The sequence below is a fragment of the Dactylosporangium vinaceum genome (assembly GCF_019904175.1).
GTDB lineage: Bacteria > Actinomycetota > Actinomycetes > Mycobacteriales > Micromonosporaceae > Dactylosporangium > Dactylosporangium vinaceum.
On the sequence record NZ_CP061913.1, the window covers coordinates 9,687,421 to 9,705,489 of the forward strand.

General features: G+C 71.8%; 18 protein-coding genes. 6 read left to right on the plus strand and 12 right to left on the minus strand.

Annotation, left to right across the window (positions count from 1 at the left end; all coding sequences use genetic code 11):
* Positions 1-108: 108 nt before the first annotated feature.
* The 3 genes from Dvina_RS43335 to Dvina_RS43345 form a co-directional block, all read right to left on the minus strand.
* Positions 109-369 (minus strand): hypothetical protein, encoded by a 261-nt coding sequence (locus tag Dvina_RS43335; RefSeq protein WP_223096572.1) that lies wholly within the window; start codon positions 367-369, stop codon positions 109-111.
* A 51-nt stretch (positions 370-420) separates the two neighbouring features.
* Positions 421-969 (minus strand): hypothetical protein, encoded by a 549-nt coding sequence (locus Dvina_RS43340; protein ID WP_223096574.1) that lies wholly within the window; start codon positions 967-969, stop codon positions 421-423.
* A gap of 146 nt (positions 970-1,115) precedes the next feature.
* The gene (locus Dvina_RS43345; protein WP_223096576.1) at positions 1,116-2,132 is read right to left on the minus strand and encodes a potassium channel family protein; all 1,017 of its coding nucleotides are present in this window, start codon (positions 2,130-2,132) and stop codon (positions 1,116-1,118) included.
* 357 nt (positions 2,133-2,489) lie between these two features.
* Here Dvina_RS43345 and Dvina_RS43350 point away from each other — a divergent pair, with 357 nt between their 5' ends.
* Together Dvina_RS43350 and Dvina_RS43355 are read left to right on the plus strand one after the other, a co-directional pair.
* Positions 2,490-3,356, plus strand: a complete 867-nt coding sequence (locus Dvina_RS43350; protein ID WP_223096578.1) for a hypothetical protein — start codon at positions 2,490-2,492, stop codon at positions 3,354-3,356.
* A 10-nt stretch (positions 3,357-3,366) separates the two neighbouring features.
* The gene (locus tag Dvina_RS43355) at positions 3,367-4,014 is read left to right on the plus strand and encodes a 4'-phosphopantetheinyl transferase family protein (RefSeq protein WP_223096580.1); all 648 of its coding nucleotides are present in this window, start codon (positions 3,367-3,369) and stop codon (positions 4,012-4,014) included.
* A 7-nt stretch (positions 4,015-4,021) separates the two neighbouring features.
* Here Dvina_RS43355 and Dvina_RS43360 read toward each other — a convergent pair whose 3' ends face one another.
* The 9 genes from Dvina_RS43360 to Dvina_RS43400 all read right to left on the minus strand — a co-directional run bounded on the left by Dvina_RS43360 (position 4,022) and on the right by Dvina_RS43400 (position 13,912).
* Positions 4,022-4,195 carry a hypothetical protein gene (locus tag Dvina_RS43360; RefSeq protein WP_223096582.1) on the minus strand — a complete coding sequence of 58 codons (174 nt, stop codon included), beginning with the start codon at positions 4,193-4,195 and terminating at the stop codon, positions 4,022-4,024.
* Positions 4,196-4,265: 70 nt separating this feature from the next.
* Positions 4,266-5,627: a rhamnulokinase gene (locus Dvina_RS43365; RefSeq protein ID WP_223096584.1), complete on the minus strand. Its 1,362-nt coding sequence runs from the start codon at positions 5,625-5,627 to the stop codon at positions 4,266-4,268.
* On the minus strand, positions 5,624-7,627 hold the full coding sequence (locus Dvina_RS43370; RefSeq protein WP_246655702.1) for a bifunctional aldolase/short-chain dehydrogenase: 2,004 nt from the start codon (positions 7,625-7,627) through the stop codon (positions 5,624-5,626). The genes Dvina_RS43365 and Dvina_RS43370 overlap by 4 nt, the downstream gene beginning before the upstream one ends.
* The gene (gene rhaI / locus Dvina_RS43375) at positions 7,624-8,814 is read right to left on the minus strand and encodes an L-rhamnose isomerase (protein WP_223096588.1); all 1,191 of its coding nucleotides are present in this window, start codon (positions 8,812-8,814) and stop codon (positions 7,624-7,626) included. The genes Dvina_RS43370 and rhaI overlap by 4 nt, the downstream gene beginning before the upstream one ends.
* A complete protein-coding gene (locus Dvina_RS43380) occupies positions 8,811-9,134 on the minus strand; it encodes an L-rhamnose mutarotase (protein ID WP_223096590.1) in 324 nt (107 codons plus the stop codon). Before Dvina_RS43380 ends, rhaI begins: the two co-directional genes overlap by 4 nt.
* A 126-nt stretch (positions 9,135-9,260) precedes the next feature.
* On the minus strand, positions 9,261-10,316 hold the full coding sequence (gene rhaS, locus Dvina_RS43385) for a rhamnose ABC transporter substrate-binding protein (RefSeq protein WP_223096592.1): 1,056 nt from the start codon (positions 10,314-10,316) through the stop codon (positions 9,261-9,263).
* Positions 10,317-10,407: 91 nt separating this feature from the next.
* Positions 10,408-11,403 (minus strand): ABC transporter permease, encoded by a 996-nt coding sequence (locus Dvina_RS43390; protein ID WP_246655703.1) that lies wholly within the window; start codon positions 11,401-11,403, stop codon positions 10,408-10,410.
* The gene (locus tag Dvina_RS43395; RefSeq protein ID WP_223096594.1) at positions 11,400-12,428 is read right to left on the minus strand and encodes an ABC transporter permease; all 1,029 of its coding nucleotides are present in this window, start codon (positions 12,426-12,428) and stop codon (positions 11,400-11,402) included. Before Dvina_RS43395 ends, Dvina_RS43390 begins: the two co-directional genes overlap by 4 nt.
* Positions 12,425-13,912 (minus strand): sugar ABC transporter ATP-binding protein, encoded by a 1,488-nt coding sequence (locus tag Dvina_RS43400; protein WP_246655704.1) that lies wholly within the window; start codon positions 13,910-13,912, stop codon positions 12,425-12,427. Before Dvina_RS43400 ends, Dvina_RS43395 begins: the two co-directional genes overlap by 4 nt.
* A 178-nt stretch (positions 13,913-14,090) precedes the next feature.
* Between Dvina_RS43400 and Dvina_RS43405 the strand changes: the two genes are divergently transcribed.
* The 4 genes from Dvina_RS43405 to Dvina_RS43420 are packed head-to-tail and all read left to right on the plus strand — an operon-like array spanning position 14,091 to position 17,917.
* Positions 14,091-15,137: a LacI family DNA-binding transcriptional regulator gene (locus tag Dvina_RS43405; RefSeq protein ID WP_223096598.1), complete on the plus strand. Its 1,047-nt coding sequence runs from the start codon at positions 14,091-14,093 to the stop codon at positions 15,135-15,137.
* A gap of 2 nt (positions 15,138-15,139) precedes the next feature.
* Entirely contained in the window at positions 15,140-15,865 is a 726-nt protein-coding gene (locus Dvina_RS43410; RefSeq protein WP_223096600.1) for a (Fe-S)-binding protein, read from the plus strand.
* On the plus strand, positions 15,862-17,313 hold the full coding sequence (locus Dvina_RS43415) for a LutB/LldF family L-lactate oxidation iron-sulfur protein (RefSeq protein WP_223096602.1): 1,452 nt from the start codon (positions 15,862-15,864) through the stop codon (positions 17,311-17,313). The genes Dvina_RS43410 and Dvina_RS43415 overlap by 4 nt, the downstream gene beginning before the upstream one ends.
* The gene (locus tag Dvina_RS43420; RefSeq protein WP_223096604.1) at positions 17,306-17,917 is read left to right on the plus strand and encodes a LutC/YkgG family protein; all 612 of its coding nucleotides are present in this window, start codon (positions 17,306-17,308) and stop codon (positions 17,915-17,917) included. Before Dvina_RS43415 ends, Dvina_RS43420 begins: the two co-directional genes overlap by 8 nt.
* Positions 17,918-18,069: the final 152 nt, after the last annotated feature.

The following is an 18,069-nucleotide window of genomic DNA, read 5'->3' on the forward strand; positions in this document are numbered from 1 at the left end:
ATCGCGCCGCGCGGTGACACACGAGCACGAGTGCCGGGACGCACGGGCACATCGCTCCGCGCGGTGGCGCGCGGGTGCGGTGGCCGGGGTGGCTGGCGTGTGCGGCTTTCATCGGTGGTCCGTCCGGCGCCTGCCGGCCCTCGCCCGCTCCTCGGCCCAGCGGGCGGTGATCTCGGCGCACTCGGCATCGCGGTCGAGGCGGGCCAGGCGTTCGGCGTGGCGGACCTCCAGGCCGCGCCGTCTCGCCTCGGTGAAGGTGGCCTGGACGGCGGCGCGGTCGGCCTTGCGGCGGCGGTGGGCGGCCACCATCGCATCGAGTCGGTTATGCCACTCGGCCGGGTCGTCGACCCAGATAACTGCGCTGGTCATAGGCGAATTTTAGAACAGGGGTACGACAAAAATCCGAGTCCGCGGAGGCACCTACCCGGCCGGCGTCTCGCCTCGAGGACGGCGGCGGAAGCGGTAGGTCGCGACGGCGGCGCCGGCTACGGCCAGGGCGGCCAAGGTGATCCACAGCGGGGTCAGGCTGCCGGCCGCACCGTCGGTCGCGGCGGCGGACTGGGCGGTGGCGGGGATCAGGCAGGCGACCTCGGTCGGCTGGGCGGTGGCCGACGAGGGGGCCACCGGGATCAGGGCCTGGCAGTGGCCGTTCACGGGGGCGCCCAGGTCGATGGAGATCCGCCACGCGCCCGGGTCGAGCGTGCCCGTGTACGTCTGAGTGCCCCGCTCGTCGCCGGTCTGGTGCAGCGTCGCCGGGGGTACTGCGGCGCCGGCGTCGGTGCGGGCGGCCATGGTGACCTGGGTCGGCTCGTTGATCGGGTGGCCGTCCTGCCAATGGGCCGTGATCCATACCGAGCCGCGGCCGTCCGAGTTGATGGTCACCGCCGCGCCGCCGTGGGCCTGGGCCGGGGTTGCCAGGAGCAGTACCGCGACGATGACCAGGAAGAATGTCCCCATACGCGCCGCCACCCGCCGAACCCTACGCCATCGCCCGGCCGGGCCCGCGCGGCTGCGGGCCGGCTTGACGTGGCGCACAGCCGGCGCTGCCGCACCGATCGGCCGGAACGCGCCGACTCCCGCCGGGCCGCGCCAAACGCTCGGCGGCGGGGGCCAGGTCAGGGCATGGCGGGAATGGACTCGGGCCGGTCGTCGCGCACATAGACGATCATGTCGCCGGTCTGGATGGCGGTGCCCTCCGGGTCGGCCAGGGACAGGACCTTGCCCCGGCGGAACAGGGCGATGACCAGCTCCTGCAGCTGGCGCGGCGAGGAGCCGACCTCGTCGCGGCGGGCCGAGCGCATCGCCAGGGCCATGCCCTGGCCGGGAGTGAGGAGGTCCTCGACGACCTCGATCAGCGGCGGGGCCGTCGTGGACAGGCCCAGCAGGCGGCCGGCCGTCGCCGACGAGACGATGACGTGGTGGGCGCCCGACTGGCGCAGCAGCGGGGCGTTCTCGGCCTCGCGGACGGCGGCGATGATGGAGACCTTGCCCGCCGTCAGCTGGCGGACGGTGAGCGTGACCAGGACCGACGCGTCGTCGCTGTCGGTGGCGATGATGACGGCCTTGGCCTCCTGGACGCGGGCCTCGACCAGGACCGACGAGCGGGTCGCGGAGCCCTCGACGGCGACGAGGCCGTCGGAGGTGGCCTGGCGCAGGGCAGTGCGGTCGCTCTCCACGACGATGACGTTCGTCTTGTCGAAGCCGTTCTCGAGCAGGGTGCTCACGGCGGCCCGGCCCTTGGTGCCGTAGCCGCACACGATGACGTGGTTCTTCACGCGCTTCCTCCACCGCTGCAACCTGAGGTTCGTGCGGTACTGCTCGGTCAGGACTTCGAGTGTGGTGCCGACCAGGATGATCAGGAACAGCACGCGGGCCGGGGTGATGATGATGATGTTGACGAACCGGGCGCCCTCGGAGACCGGCGTGATGTCGCCGTATCCGGTGGTCGAGAGGGTCACGACCGCGTAGTAGAAGCAGTCCAGCACGGACAGGCCGTCGTTGTTGACGTCCCGATACCCCTGGCGATCGGCGAAGATGACGCACACGATCGCGACGACCAGGCCTACGGCGAGGCCGAGACGGGCACTGATTGCTCGTAGCGGGCCGCGCCGTACCGCTGGAAGGTGGATCACGAAATCTACCATAAGGGTCGAGCGCCCGGTCGGCCCAAACGGTGGGCCGCCCGTGCCCCTTTCGCGAATCATGGCTGTGTCCAGGGCCACAATGCGCCAGGATCGATGAATGGTCACCTCAGTTGTCGAACGGCCCGCCCTGCACCGGCCGGTCTCCAGCGAGCGGCGGGACCTGCTCGTGGCGCTGGCCGCGGTCTGGCTGACCGCCGGGTTGTTCATGGACGGCTGGGCGCACTCGCACGTGCCCGACCTGGAGACGTTCTTCACGCCCTGGCACGCCATCCTGTACAGCGGGTACGCCGCACTGGCGGTAAGCCTCACCCGGCCCGAGTGTGGCGTGGCCGCCCCCAGGGAGCCATGGCGACGTGGGTTCCGGCCGGCTACGGGCTGGGGCTGCTCGGCGCGGTCATGTTCGCGGTCGCCGGCGCCTGCGACATGATGTGGCACCTCGCGTTCGGGGTCGAGAGGGACCTCGAGGCGCTGCTCAGCCCGCCGCATCTGCTGCTGCTCACCGCCGGCTCCCTCATGATCGCGACGCCCATCCGCGCGGCCGCGGCCAGGGGTGACCGGCGCCCCGTCCAGCCGGCGGTGCTCATCAGCGCGGCCTGCGGTACCGGAGTCGCCGCATTTTTCTTGAACTATCTGTCGCCGTTCACCGACGCGCCCGCCGCCAACAGCGGATACGGCAACGGGCAGCCGTTCGGACTGGCCGAATGCCTGGTGTACTCCACGCTCCTCACCACCACCGCCCTGTTCGTCTGGAGCCGGCTGGGCCACCTGCCGTTCGGGCTCATCACGCTCGTCGTGGCCGCGGCGTCGGTGCCCAACGGGGTGTTCGACGACTTCGAGAACCTGGCCGCGCAGCTGTGGCCGCTGCTCGGGGCCGTCGCCGCCGACTTCGCCGTGCAGGGGGTGGCCGCGCGCCGGCCGCGGTTCGTGCCGCTCACCGTCGGCGTGGCCCTGCCGCTCGCCGTCTGGCCGGCGCACCTGGTCGGCGTGCAGATGTCCCTCGGTGTGGCCTGGTCGCTGGAGCTGTGGAGCGGCGTCGTCGCGCTGACCACCCTCGCCGGAGCGGCACTCGGCGCTCTGGTCACGCCGGGCCCGGCGCCCCGGGGTCAGGCCGTCCCGGGCCGGTCGGTGCAGAGCCTGTCGGTCCAAAGCCTGCCGGTCCAGACCTTGGCTGTCCCTGAAGGGGGGTCGGCAATCGACGGCGGTGACGATTAAAGTCGCTCGGGTGCGGGATCTGTTGCCGGAGTGGGTGGCCGTCGAGGTCGCCGGCGAGGCGGACTACACGGCCGAGCTGCTGCCCGACGAGGCGGCCGCGCTGAGTGCGCGGGCCGTCTCCAACCGGCGGCGGGAGTTCACCGCTGGCCGCAGCTGTGCCCGGCGGGCGCTGGCCCGGCTCGGCGTGCACGGGAAGCCGCTGGTGCCCTCCGAGCACCGGGCGCCGATCTGGCCGCAGGGTACGACCGGCAGCATCACCCACACCGCCGGCTACTGCGCGGCCGCGGTGGCCCTCAGCACCGATGTGCGGGCCGTCGGCATCGACGCGGAGCGGCGCACGATCCTGCCGCAGAACGTCCGCCCGGCGATCTGCCTGCCGGAGGAGCTGGCCTGGTGCGCGCAGCGGCCGGACGAGGACTGGTGGCCGGCGGTGCACTTCTCGGCCAAGGAGGTCGTCTACAAGCTCTGGTCGCCGATCATGGGGACCTGGCTCGACTTCATGGACGCGCGGCTGACGATCGACGTGGATCGCCAGGAGTTCGAGGCCGAGATCCTGCCCGAGAAGCTGGCGAAGGAGCCGGGCGCCCCCAAGCTGTTCCGGGGCCGTTTCCACGCCGCCCCCGACCTGGTCCGCAGCGCCGGGGTCGTCATCGCGTAACCACCACCTACGGCAAGGTCCCCATCCGCGGCCCGTGCACGATGTCCCCGTAGAGCTCGTCGACCGGGTCGGGCCCGAGCTCGACGTGCCCGCCCACGACATCGGGAAGGTCCGCGGCGAGCTCCTCCGGCCCCGCGCACAGCACGAGCCGCCGCGGCAGCCCGGATTCCCCGTCGGCCAAGAACCCATGATCTAGAACATCCGTTCTAACCATGGCGCCACCATACCGCCCGGGTACGACAAAGAACCGCTCAGACGCGCGGCATGTACCGAACAATCGGCTGCGTGGTCCGCACCAGCTCCCGCATGTCGGACAAGTCCGAATCGACAGCACCGAGCGCCCGCGCCTGCACCAGGATGTTTCCGAGTGCCCCCGCCTCGACCGGCCCGGCCAGCACCGGCAGCCCGCAGGCGTCGGCCGTCAACTGGCACAGCAGCGTGTTGAGCGCCCCGCCCCCGACCATGTGCACGACGTCCACCGTCACGCCCGCCAGCCGCCGCGCGTCGTCGATCGCCCGCCGGTAGGCCAGGGCCAGCGAGTCGAGGATGCAGCGCGTCATCTCCACCGGCGTCGCCGGCACCGGCTGGTCCGCGGCCCGGCACGCGGCCGCGATGCGCGCCGGCATGTCCCCGGGGGCCAGGAAGGCGGGATCGGTGGCGTCGACGACGCTGCGCCCGGCCGGTGCCTGCGCCGCCCCGGCCAGCAGCGCGGCCAGCGGAGTGTCCCACTCCCGCATGCACTCCTGCAGCAGCCAGAGCCCCATGACGTTGCGGAGGTACCGCACCGTGCCGTCGACGCCGATCTCGTTGGTGAACCCGGCCGCGTAGGACTCACGGGAGACCACCGGGGCCGGCAGCTCGACCCCGACAAGCGACCAGGTGCCGCACGAGATGTACGCGAAGTTGCCGGCGCCGGGCACCCCGGCCACCGCCGACGCCGTGTCGTGCGACGCGACGACGGTGACCGCGGTATCCGGCGACACCCCGAGTGCGGCTTTGATCGTGCCCGCCGGCGTGCCGGGCATACGCAGGGGCGGCAGCAGCGACGCGTCCACCCCGGCGAGCTCGAGCATGGCCGGCGACCAGCCCTTGCCGCCCGCCGCGAGCAGCCCGGTGGTCGACGCGTTCGTCAGCTCCGTGCCCGCGACGCCGGTGAGCCAGTACGAGAGCAGATCCGGGATCAGCAGCAGCGTCCGGGCCGCCGCGAACGCGGCACTCGACCGGGCCGCGACCAGCTGGAACACGGTGTTGAACGGCATTGTCGCGATGCCCGTGGCCGCGTACAGCTCGTAGCCGTCGAACCGCTCGGCCACCCCGTCCGTCCGCGCGTCGCGGTAGTGGACGGGGTTGCCGAGCAGCGCGCCGTCGGCGTCGAGCAGGCCGTAGTCGACGGCCCACGAGTCGATGCCCACCGAGTCGAGCGGGCCCGCGGCCCGCAGGCCCTCCAGCACGCCGCGGTAGAGCGACAGGACGTCCCAGTGCAGCGTGGCGCCGACCTGGACCGGCTCGTTCGGAAACCGGGCCACCTCGCGGAAGGTGAGCGCGCCGGGCGAGACGTCGGCCACGATCACCCGGCCGTTCGAGGCCCCCAGATCGACCGCCGCGATCCTCATCGCAGGAACGCCGCCGCGACGCCGGCGTCGACCGGGATGTGCAGGCCGGTGGTGTGCGACAGCTCTCCGGCGGTCAGCACGAAGACGGCGTTGGCCACGTGCTCCGGCAGCACCTCGCGCTTGAGGATGGTCCGCTTGGCGTAGAACGCGCCGAGCTCCTCCTCGGGCACGCCGTAGACCGCGGCCCGCTGCGCGCCCCAGCCCGAGGCGAAGATCCCGGAGCCGCGGACCACGCCGTCCGGGTTGATCCCGTTGACCCGGATCCCGTACTCCCCCAGCTCCGCCGCCAGCAGCCGCACCTGATGGGCCTGGTCGGCCTTCGTCGCCCCGTACGCGACATTGTTGGGGCCGGCGAACACCGAGTTCTTCGACGAGATGTAGACGATGTCGCCGCCCAGCCCCTGGGCGACCATCACCCGCGCGGCCTCACGGGCCACGAGGAACGAGCCCTTCGCCATCACGTCGTGCTGGAGGTCCCAGTCGGCCTCAGTCGTCTCCAGCAGCGGCTTCGAGATCGACAGCCCGGCGTTGTTGACGACGAGGTCCACGCCGCCGAACGCCAGCACCGCCTCGCGCAGCGCCGCCGCGACCGCCGCCGCGTCGGTGACGTCGACGGTCACCGGGACGGCCACGTCCGCCCCGCCGATCTCGGCCGCCACCGTGGCCGCCGCCGTCGCGTCCCGGTCGGCGACCACGACGCACGCGCCCTCGGCCGCCAGCCGCAGGGCTATCGCCCGCCCGATGCCCGAGCCGCCGCCGGTGACGAGCGCGATCCGGGTGGCCAGGGGCTTGGGCTTCGGCATCCGCTGGAGCTTCGCCTCCTCGAGCGCCCAGTATTCGATCCGGAACTTCTCGGCCTCGTCGATCGGCGCGTATACGGACACCGACTCGGCGCCGCGCATCACGTTTATGGCGTTGACGTAGAACTCGCCGGCGACCCGGGCCGTCTGCTTGTCGGCCCCGAACGAGAACATCCCGACGCCGGGCACGAGCACGATCGCCGGGTCGGCGCCCCGCATCGGCGGCGAGTCCGCGACCGCGTGGCGCTGGTAGTACGCCGCATACTCGGCGCGATACGCCGCGTGGATCTCGCGGATCGACTCCTCCGTCCCGCCGCCGGGCTGGAGCACCATGGGGCGGACCTTCGTGCGCAGGAAGTGGTCCGGGCACGAGGTCCCGAGCCCGGCCAGCCGGAGCAGCTCGGCCGACCCCACGAAGTCCAGCACCACGTCGTCGTCGACGAAGTGCCCGACCTGCGCCCGGTCGGTGGACGCGAGACCCCGCAGCAGCGGCATGAGCTCGGCCGCTCGCTCCCGGCGATTCTCGAGTGCGGGGTGAAGCCGCGATCCGAACGGCTCCGGGTGCCCCTTGGCGGCGAGAAACGCAGCCGCGGTACTGATGATCGTGAGCGAGTTGGCCTCGCACTCCTCGGACGTGGCGCCCCACGCGGTGATGCCGTGACCGCCCAGGATGACGCCTATCGCCTGCGGGTTGGCCCTGTGCACAGCGGCGATGTCGAGCCCGAGCTGGAAGCCGGGCCGGCGCCACGGCACCCACAGCACGCGATCGCCGAAGCACTCCTTGGTGAGCTCCGGGCCGTCGGCCGCGGTGGCCAGGGCGATCCCGGCGTCGGGGTGCAGGTGGTCGACGTGCGGTGCGGCAACGAGACCGTGCATCGCCGTGTCGATGGACGGGGCGGCACCACCGCGGCCGTGCAGGCAGTAGTCGAACGCGGCGACCATCTCGTCTTCGCGGTCGACACCCGGGTAGACGTCGACGAGCGAGCGGAGCCGGTCGAGGCGCAGGACGGCCAGGCCAGAAGGCTTCAACGTGCCCAGATCGCCGCCGGAGCCCTTCACCCAGAGCAGTTCGACGTCGGCGCCCGTCACCGGGTCTGTGGCAGTACCCTTTGCGGAAGTATTGCCACCGGCATAGTTCGTGTTGCGCGGGTCGGCGCCCAGGCGGTTCGACCGGGCGATCAACTCGGAAGACGTGCTCATGCTCCCCATCCAGCCTGCGAGCCGCCGACGCGCTCGGCGACGATCTTCTCCAGGTAGCCCGAGCGCTTGTACGCCCGGATCGGGTCCGGGTCCAGGCCCATGTCCTCGCGCACCGAGCGCAGGAGCGGGCGGACATCGCAGTTGTACGCGTCCATGAGGACCTCATTGGCCTCGAGGACGTCACCGGCGTCCTGCGCCGCCTTCAGTGCCGCATGGTCGACGAGCAGCGCCTTCGCCGTCGCCTCCTGCACGTTGAGGACCGAGCGGATCACGGCCTGGATCTTCGGCTCGATGTTGTGGCACTGGTCGAGCATGAACGCGATGCCCTTGTAGGCGCCCTCGTCGCTCAGCGCGTCCGCGAGCACGATCTCGTGCATGATGCGGAACAGCTGGAACGGGTCGGCCGCACCCACCATCAGGTCGTCGTCGGCGTAGAAGCGGGAGTTGAAGTCGAAGCCCCCGAGCTTCCCGGCCCGCAGCAGCTGCGCGACGATGAACTCGATGTTCGTGCCCGGCGCGTGGTGGCCGGTGTCGATGACGACCTGGGCCCGGTCGCCGAGGGCCATGCAGTGCATGTAGGCGGTACCCCAGTCGGGCACGTCGGTCATGTAGAAGGCCGGCTCGAAGAGCTTGTACTCCAGCAGCATCCGCTGGTGCTCGCCCAGGCGCGCATAGGTCTCGGCCAGGGCCGTGGCGAGCCGGTCCTGGCGGGTGCGCACGTCGTCCTGGCCCGGGTAGTTGGTGCCGTCGGAGAACCACAGCTTCAGGTCCCGCGACCCGGTGCGGTCCATGATGTCGACGCACTCGAGCATGTGCCCGATCGCCTTGCGCCGGATGGCGGCGTCGGGGTTGGTGACGCTGCCGAGCTTGTAGTCGTTGTCCTGGAACACGTTGGTGTTGATGGTGCCGACCCTGACCCCCAGCTCGGTCGCGTGCCGGGCCAGGTCGGCGTAGTCGTCGACGAGGTCCCACGGGATGTGCAGCGCGACGCTCGGCGCGACGCCGGTGTAGCGCTGGACCTGGGCGGCGTCGGCGAGCTTCTCGTACGGGTCCCGGGGCACGCCCTCCTGCGGGAACACCTTGAAGCGCGTGCCCGAGTTGCCGTACGCCCAGGACGCCGTCTCGATCCGCTGGTCGCGCAGCCGCGCCGCGACACGCGCCCGCGTCTCCGGGGCGAGCTCAGTCATTGCAATGCTCCAAGCTGGTGCTCCAGGTTGAACACCTCGTCGAGGACGACAAGCTGCCGCCCGTGGATGAAGAACTCCGCCATCTGCGCCTCCCAGCGCGCGGACACCTCCGTGGCGTCCATGGCGGCCTGCGCCCGTGCGAGGTCGTCGGTGAGCAGGGTCCCGACAAGCAGCCCGTCGTCGCGCAGGAAGAGCTGGTAGTCGTGCCAGCCGGCGTCGCGCAGGGCGACGAGCATGTCCGGCCAGACCTGGGCATGGCGGCGCCGGTACTCCTCCAGGCGCTCCGGTTTGACCTGCAGCGTGAAGCAGACTCGACGCACGCCATACCCTTTCCTTGGCCGAAATCGTGATATGTCCGATAGGTCGCGGCGCGGAGCGCCCGACTTATCGTGCTGCCGCGCGCGAAGAGCCGGCTGGAGCCGTCGCCGCCGCGCGCGGCGCCGCCACTAGAAGTTGAACTGGTCGATGTTGTCGGCCTTGAAGGTGTACGGGTCGCCCAGCAGGACGGTGCCGTCCTTGCCGACGGTGAACTCGCCCAGCTTGCCCGCGGTGAACTTGTCACCCTCCTTGCCCTTGATGACGCCGGAGGCGAGGGCGGCACCCGCGTACGCGGCCAGGTAGCCCAGGTCGGCCGGGTTCCACAGGGCGAACGCCTTGACGGTGCCGTCCTTGACGTACGCCTTCATCTGGTTCGGGGTGCCCAGGCCGGTCAGCTGGACCTTGCCCTTGTACGTCGAGCCGCTCAGGTAGCGCCCGGCCGCCGCGATGCCCACGGTGGTCGGCGAGATGATGCCCTTGAGGTTGGGGTGCTTGGCCATCAGGCCCTGCGCCTCCTGGAACGACTTCTGGTCCTCGTCGTCGCCGTAGACCGTGTCGACGAGCTTGAGCTTGCTGTACTCCGGCTTGCCCAGCTCGGTCTTCATCTGCTCGATCCAGGCGTTCTGGTTCGTCGCGTTCGCCGTGGCCGAGAGGATCGCGATCTCGCCGCCGTCCGGGCCGATCGCGTCGGAGATGAGCTTGACCTGGATCTTCGCGATGCCCTCGCTGGTGGCCTGGTTGATGAACAGGTCGCGGCACTCGGGCTTGGTGTCGGAGTCGTAGGTGACGACCTTCGCGCCGTTCGTCCGGGCCTCCTTCAGGGCGCCGCAGATGGCGTCCTTGTCGTTGGCCGAGACGGCGATGACGTTCGCGCCCTGCTGCGAGAGCGTGTTGATGTAGCTGACCTGTGCCGAGGGGCTGGCCTCGGAGGGGCCGGTCTCGCTGTAGGTGCCCTTGAACTCCTCGACCGCGACCTTGCCGCCCTTGTTGTCGGACGTGTCGAAGTAGGGGTTGTTGACCTGCTTCGGCAGGAAGGCGACCTTCAGGCCGGACTTGATGGTCGTGGAGCCGCCGGCTCCGGCGCTGCTGTCGCTCGACGTACCGGAGCCGGAGTCCTCGGCGCAGGCCGACATGCTGAACGCGAGCGCGGTGGCGACCACGGCCGCGATGAGCTTGCCTCTCATGTGAATCCTTTCAAGTGGGGTGCCGCGAGTGGGGGTTGCGGGTGGTGCGGCTTGCAGGCGGGTGCTGCGATTTCAGGCGGGGTGCTGCGGTTCAGGCGGGCTGGTGCGACTTTCGGGCGGGTCGCCGCCGCCGGAGGCGCTCGCGCGCCATGGCGGCGACATTCGGTCCGACGACCGAGGCGATGAGCAGAGATCCGGTGACGATGGTGAGCGTGTTCTGCGGCACCGAGGCCAGCTGCAGCGCGTTGCGCAGGGTGCTGAGCAGCACGACCGCGCCGACCACGCCGAGCAGGCCGCCGCGGCCGCCGAAGATGGAGACCCCGCCGAGCAGGACGGCCGCGACGACCGCGAGCTCGAGGCCGTTGGCGTTGTCGGCCCGGGCGCTGGCGTAACGGAACGTCCAGAACACGCCGGCCAGCGCCGACATCGTGCCGGTGGTGACGAAGAGCCAGAACTTGGTCCGGTTGACGGCGACGCCGGCGAAGCGCGCCGCCTCCGCGTTGTTGCCCATCGCGTACAGCCCGCGGCCGATCGGGGTCGCGTGGAGTACCACAGCGAAGATGACGGCGAGCACGGCGACGACGATGACGAACCACGGGATCGTGAGGCCGGAGATGGGGCTTATCGCGCCGCTGGTCCAGGAGTCCGGGTAGTCGGCCACGGCCTTGTCGCCGAGGACGACGTAGGCGAGCCCGCGATACAGCGCCAGGGTGCCGATCGTGACCGCCAGCGACGGCAGCCCGAACACGGTGATGAACAGGCCGTTGACCGCGCCCAGGACGGCCCCGAGGACCAGGCACAGCGCGATCAGCAGCGGCAGCGACCGGACCCCGTGCATCCACAGGTCACCCATCACGGCACAGGTCAGGCCCATGGTGCTGGCGACCGACAGGTCGATCTCGCCGGTGATGATGACGAGCGTGAGCGGCAGGGCCACGATGGCGATCGGGATGACCTCAAGCGACACGAAGCGCCAGAAGCGGGGGCTGGCGACGCCCTCGATCGTGGCCGCGCCGACGGCGACGACCAGGACGAGTGCGAGCAGGACGATGAGGTCCCAGGAGCCGAGGCGGCGGATGACGTTCACTGGTTGACCCCTCGCTGCAGGCTCTTCGTGACACGCACCGACAGCGCCCGGTCGAGGCCGATCGCCGCCAGGATCAGCGCGCCGACCGCGGCCCGCTGCCAGAACGGGGTGACGCCGAGCACCGGCAGTGCGGCGCCGATGGTGCTCAGCAGCATCGCGCCGAGGGCGGCGCCGTAGACGCTGCCGCTGCCGCCGAAGATGGCCACACCGCCGACGACCACCGCGGCCACGACGTTGAGCTCCTGGCCGAGGCCGGCGTTGGCGTCGAGCGTGCCGAACCGGGCCACGTAGAGCACTCCGGCCAGCCCCGCGAGCATGCCGCAGACCACGAACGCGAAGAACACCCGGCGGCCGACGGCGATGCCGGACAGGCGGGCCGCGGCGGGGTCGGAGCCGATCGCGTACAGCTCGCGCCCGCTGCGGTAGGACCGCAGATAGAACCCGGCGGCAAGAACGACGGCAAGGGCGAAAAGCGTCAGCAGTGGTACCCCGAGCAGCGTCGACGTCCCCATGTGCAGGAACGGGACCGGGATGTCGGCCGCGTTGATCTGCTTGCCGGTGGCCCACTGGTAGTCGATGCCGCGGAACACGTACAGCGTGCCGAGGGTGACCACCAGCGCCGGCACCCGGGCGGCGGCGATGAGGGCACCGTTGACCGCGCCGCACACCGCCCCGAGTGCCGCGCCCGCCACCAGCACCACCGGGATCGGGATGCCGGGGTGGTTCAGGAACAGCGTGCCGGTGAGGAACGCCGACAGGCCGAGGACGGAGCCGACCGACAGGTCGACGTTGCGGGTGATGACGACGATCGCCTGCCCGGTGGCCAGGATCGCCAGGATCGTGGCGCCGAGCAGCAGGTCCTTGACGCTCTGCTGGGACAGGAAGCGCGAGTTGGTGACGGCGGTGATGCCGATCAGCAGCCCGAGCGCGACGACGATGCCCAGCTCCCGGACCAGGAACACGCGATGCGTCAGCCGGGTGGCCCGCGCCGTGCGCGGTGGAGCCTCGCTCTCGACGACGGTCATCGGGAGTCCCCCTGCCCGGTGGCGGCCAGCATCACGGACTCCTCGTCGGCTCGGGTGCGGGGGATGTCGGCGGCGAGCCGCCCTTCGTGCATGACGAGCACCCGGTCGGCCATGCCGAGCACCTCGGGCAGCTCGCTGGAGACCATGAGGACGGCGACGCCCTCGCCGGCCAGGCGGCTCAGCAGCCGGTGCACCTCGGCCTTGGTGCCGACGTCGATGCCCCGGGTCGGCTCGTCGACGATGAGCACCCGCGGGGCGGTGGCCAGCCACTTGGCCAGCACGACCTTCTGCTGGTTGCCGCCGGAGAGCGTGCCGACCGCGTTGTTCAGCCGGCCGGCCTTGACCTGCAGGCGCTGCGACCAGTCCTGGGCCGCCCGGCGCTCGGAGCCGCCGAAGAGCAGCCCGAGCGTGGACAGGGCCCAGCGGCGCGGCAGCGTCGCGTTGCGCTCGACCGACAACTCCATCACCAGGCCCTGCTGGCGGCGGTCCTCCGGGACGAGGGCCAGCCCGGCCCCGATCGCCGCGCCGGCACTGCCCCGGCGCAGCGGCCGGCCGTCGACGAGGACCTCGCCGCTGTCGTACCGGTCCACCCCGAACACCGCCCGGATGACCTCGGAGCGACCGGCGCCCACCAGTCCGGCCAGGGCCACAATCTCTCCACTGTGGACGGTGAAGCTCACGTCGTGGAACGCGCCCTGGCGGCTGAGGCCGCGGACCTCCAGCCGGGCCTCGCCGACGGTCGCGGGCACTTTGGGGAACAACTCCCCGACCTCGCGCCCGACCATGCGCCGCACGACGTCGGCGACCGTCAGGTCGGCCGCCGGGTCGGTGGAGACCCACTGCCCGTCGCGCATGACGGTGATCCGCTCGCACAGCGCGAAGACCTCGTCGAAGCGGTGCGAGATGAACAGGACGGCGGCGCCGGCGTCGCGCAGCGAGCGGGCCACGGAGAACAGCCGCTCGACCTCGACCCCCGACAGCGCGGCGGTCGGCTCGTCCATGATGAGGACCCGGGCGTCGAACGAGATCGCCTTCGCGATCTCGACGAGCTGCTGATCGGCGATCGACAGGCCGCGGGCCGGCCGGTCCGGGTCGAGCTGCACGCCGAGCCGGGTGAACAGCTCGGCGGCGAGCCGGCGCATCTCGGCGGCGTCGATGCGGCGGCCGGACTTGAGCGGCTGGCGGCCCATGAAGATGTTCTCGGCGACGGAGAGGTCGGGGAAGAGCGTCGGCTCCTGGTAGATGACGGCGATCCCGGCCGCGCGGGCGTCGGCGGGGTTGTTCAGGACCAGCGGCCGGCCGTCGATGCTCAGCGTGCCGGCGTCCGGCGCGTGCGCCCCGGCCAGGACCTTGACGAGCGTCGACTTGCCGGCGCCGTTCTCGCCGACGAGCGCGTGGGCCTCGCCGGCGCGCAGCTCCAGGCGCACGTCGCGCAGGGCCGCGACGGCGCCGAAGGACTTGCTGACGCCCTCGAGAACGAGCACCGAGCCTCCTTGTGCGGGGGGTGTGAGGGGTGCGCTTGTGAAACGTTTCATGGCGCGGTTAGAGTGACGTTAGAAGCACAGCCTTTCCCGCGTCAAGGGTTTCGATCGCGTTACCGATTTGATACACCGAACGGCGACGCTAGGACGGGGCCACGGCTTAAGACGTTTCAGGAGATCGATGACCACCACATCGGGCATCAAAGAGGTCGCACGGCGGGCCGGCGTCTCCATCGGCACCGTCAGCAACGTCCTCAACCGCCCCGAGCTCGTCGCCACCACCACCCGGCAGCGCGTCCTCGACGCGATCGCCGAGCTCGGATACGTGCGCAACGACTCGGCGCGGCAGCTGCGAGCCGGACAATCCCGGCAGATCGCGCTGGTGGTGCTGGACGTCGCGAACCCGTTCTTCACCGACGTCGTGCGGGGCGCGGAGGCCGCCGCCGAGGACCACGGCGTCATGGTCGTGGTCTGCAACAGCGGCGAGGACGCCAACCGCGAGCACCGCCACCTCGAGCTCCTCGAGGAGCAGCGGGTCCGCGGGGTGCTCATCACCCCCGTCGACGAGGGCCCCAGCTCCCGCCTGGAGCAGCTCATCCAGCGCGGCACCCCGGTGGTGCTCGTCGACCGCGGCTCGGGCCGGCACAGCCGCTGCTCGGTCGCCGTCGACGACCTCCTCGGCGGCCGGCTGGCCGGGGAGCACCTCGTCGAGCAGGGCCACCGGCTCATCGCGTTCGTCGGCGGCCCCACGACGATCAACCAGGTCCACGAGCGCCTGGCCGGGTGCGCCGAGGCCGTGGAGGGCCGGGCCGACCTGCTCGTGGTGCCCACGCCCAACCTGACAGTCGCCTCCGGCCGGGCCGCCGCCACCCAGATCGCGTCGCGGGACGCCGCCGACCGGCCGACGGCGGTCTTCTGCGCCAACGACCTGCTCGCCCTGGGTGTACTGCAGGAGATGACCCAGCGCGGCCTGAGGGTCCCCCAGGACGTGGCGATCGTCGGCTACGACGACATCGAGTTCGCCGCCGCGGCCGCGGTCCCGTTAAGCTCCGTGCGGCAACCCCGCGAGCAGCTCGGCCGCACGGCGGCCGCCCTGCTGCTCGAGGAGATCGAGGACGACGGCCGCCACGAGCACCGGCACGTCGTCTTCCAACCCGAGCTGATCGTGCGCGAGTCGAGCGGCCGTCCCCGCGGCCGCCGGACGAGTCATTCGAAAGCGAGCCGCTGACCATGCGTGTCGCCCTGTTCGTCACGTGCCTGGCCGACGCGATGTTTCCGCAGGTCGGCCGGGCCACGGTGACGCTGCTCGAGCGGCTCGGGCACGAGGTGGTGTTCCCCGAGGCCCAGACCTGCTGCGGGCAGATGCACGTCAACACCGGCTACCAGCGCCAGGCGGTCAAACTCGTCGAGCACCACATGCGCACGTTCGAGCCGTACGACGCGATCGTCGCCCCCTCCGGCTCGTGCGTGGGCTCGGTCCGCCACCAGCACGCCATGGTCGCCGAGCGGGCCGGCAAGCGCCAGCTCGCGGCCCGGGCCGGCGAGGTCGCCAAGCGCACCTACGAGCTGTCGGAGTTTCTGGTCGACGTGCTCGGCGTGACCGACGTCGGCGCCCGGTATCCGCACCGGGTCACCTACCACCCCACCTGCCACTCCCTGCGCATGCTCCGCGTCGGCGACCGCCCGCTGCGGCTGCTGCGGGCCGTCGAGGGCATCGACCTGGTCGAGCTGCCCGACGCCGAGCAGTGCTGCGGCTTCGGCGGCACCTTCGCGATCAAGAACGCCGACACCTCGGCCGCGATGCTCGCCGACAAGCTGCGCAACGCCCTGTCCACCTCCGCCGACGTCGTGTCCGCGGGGGACTCGTCCTGCCTGATGCACATCGGTGGCGGGCTCTCCCGGCTGTCGGTGCAGGCCCGTGCGGTACACCTCGCGGAAATCCTGGCTTCGCAATGACGACCTTTCTCGGCATGCCCGCCGTCGCCCCGCGTGGCGTCGGCCAACTGCGCGGCGACGAGCCGTTCCCGGTGGCGGCCCGGCGCGAGCTGGGCAACGAGCAGCTGCGCCGCAACCTCGGCCACGCCACCCGCACGATCCGGGCCAAGCGGGCCGCCGTGGTCGGCGAGGTCCCGGACTGGGAGGAGCTCCGGCTGGCCGGCGAGGCGCTGAAGGCCGCGACGATGGCCCGGCTGCCCGAGCTGCTGGTCCAGCTGGAGGAGCAGGTCACCGCCCGCGGCGGCCACGTGCACTGGGCCCGCGACGCCAACGAGGCGAACGCCATCGTCGCCGGCCTGGTCCGCGCGGCCGGCGCCGACGAGGTGGTCAAGGTCAAGTCGATGGCCACCCAGGAGATCGGCCTCAACGAGGCCCTGCAGGCGCAGGGCATCGCCGCGTGGGAGACCGACCTGGCCGAGCTCATCGTCCAGCTCGGCCACGACAAGCCCTCGCACATCCTGGTCCCGGCGATCCACCGCAACCGCACCGAGATCCGCGACATCTTCCTCGCGTCGATGGAGGGTGCGCCGGCCGACCTCACCGACGAGCCGCGCCAGCTGGCCATGGCCGCCCGCTCCCATCTGCGGCGCAAGTTCCTCTCCGCGAAGGTCGCCGTCTCCGGCGCCAACTTCGCCGTCGCCGAGACCGGCACCCTGGCCGTCGTCGAGTCCGAGGGCAACGGCCGCATGTGCCTCACGCTGCCGCCCACCCTGATCACGGTGATGGGCATCGAGAAGCTCGTCCCGACCTGGACCGACCTCGAGGTCTTCCTCCAGCTGCTGCCGCGCTCCTCGACCGGCGAGCGGATGAACCCGTACACCTCCCTGTGGACAGGCGTCACGCCCGGCGACGGCCCGCAGGACTTCCACCTGGTGCTGCTGGACAACGGCCGCACCGCCGTCCTGGCCGACGAGGTGGGCCGCTCCGCGCTGCACTGCATCCGCTGCAGCGCCTGCCTGAACGTGTGCCCGGTCTACGAGCGCACGGGCGGCCACGCGTACGGCTCGGTGTACCCGGGCCCGATCGGCGCCGTCCTGAGCCCCCAGCTCACCGGGGTGGAGGACAACGCCTCCCTCCCCTACGCCTCCAGCCTGTGCGGCGCCTGCTTCGACGCCTGCCCGGTCCGCATCGACATCCCGTCGCTGCTGGTCCACCTGCGCGCGAAGCACGTCGAGGCGGCCGGCCCCTCCGCCGAGGCGATCTCGATGGCCGCCGTCGCCTGGGTCATGGCCGGCGCGACCCGCTTCCGCGGCGGCGAGCGCCTCATGCGCCTGGGCCGCCTGCTGGGCCGCCGGCGCGACCGCATCTCCGCCTTGCCACCGCCCCTGTCAGCCTGGACGGCGAGCCGCGACCTGCCCCGCCCACCGGCCCAGTCCTTCCGCGAATGGTGGGCGAACCGCAATGCCTGACACCCCCTCCGCTGACGCCCGCTCGGTCATCCTGGCCCGCATCCGCACCGCGCTGGGCTCCGCTCCCACCGCGCCGCCGGTCCCCCGCGGCTACGACCCGGCCGGCACGCACGAGGCGTCGCTGGAGAAGTTCGTCGACCGCCTCCTCGACTACAAGGCGACGGTCGTCCACACCACCGCCGCCACCCTGGAAGCCGACCTGGCCGCGGCCGTCGAGGGCCTGACCCCGCTCATCGTCCCGCCGGGCCTGCCGTTCGCCGTCCCCGAGTCCACAGTGGACGACGGCACCCTGGCCCCGCCGGAGCTGGACACCTACGCCGGCGTGGTCACCTGCTGCGCCGCCGCGGTGGCGGAGACGGGGACGATAGCCCTGGACGGCTCCCCGGACCAGGGCCGCCGGGCCATCACCCTGGTCCCGGACCGCCACTTCTGCGTGGTCCGCGCCGACCAGGTGGTCGCCGCCGTCCCCGACCTGCTGGCCCGCCTCACCCCGACCCGCCCGCTGACCCTGATCAGCGGCCCGTCGGCGACGAGCGACATCGAGCTCAACCGCGTGGAAGGCGTCCACGGCCCGCGCACCCTGGTCGTCCTCCTGGTCCGCTGAGGCAAGGCTCGCGACCGCGATCGCCGCCCCACCGGCCTCGACATGGACGCCGCCGGTGACGCGGTCGCGGACCACCGTGCCGTCGACCGGCTGCGTGCGCAGGCTGTTGCCGATGGCCCACCCATCGACGTCCACCCACCCCCGGGCTGGGC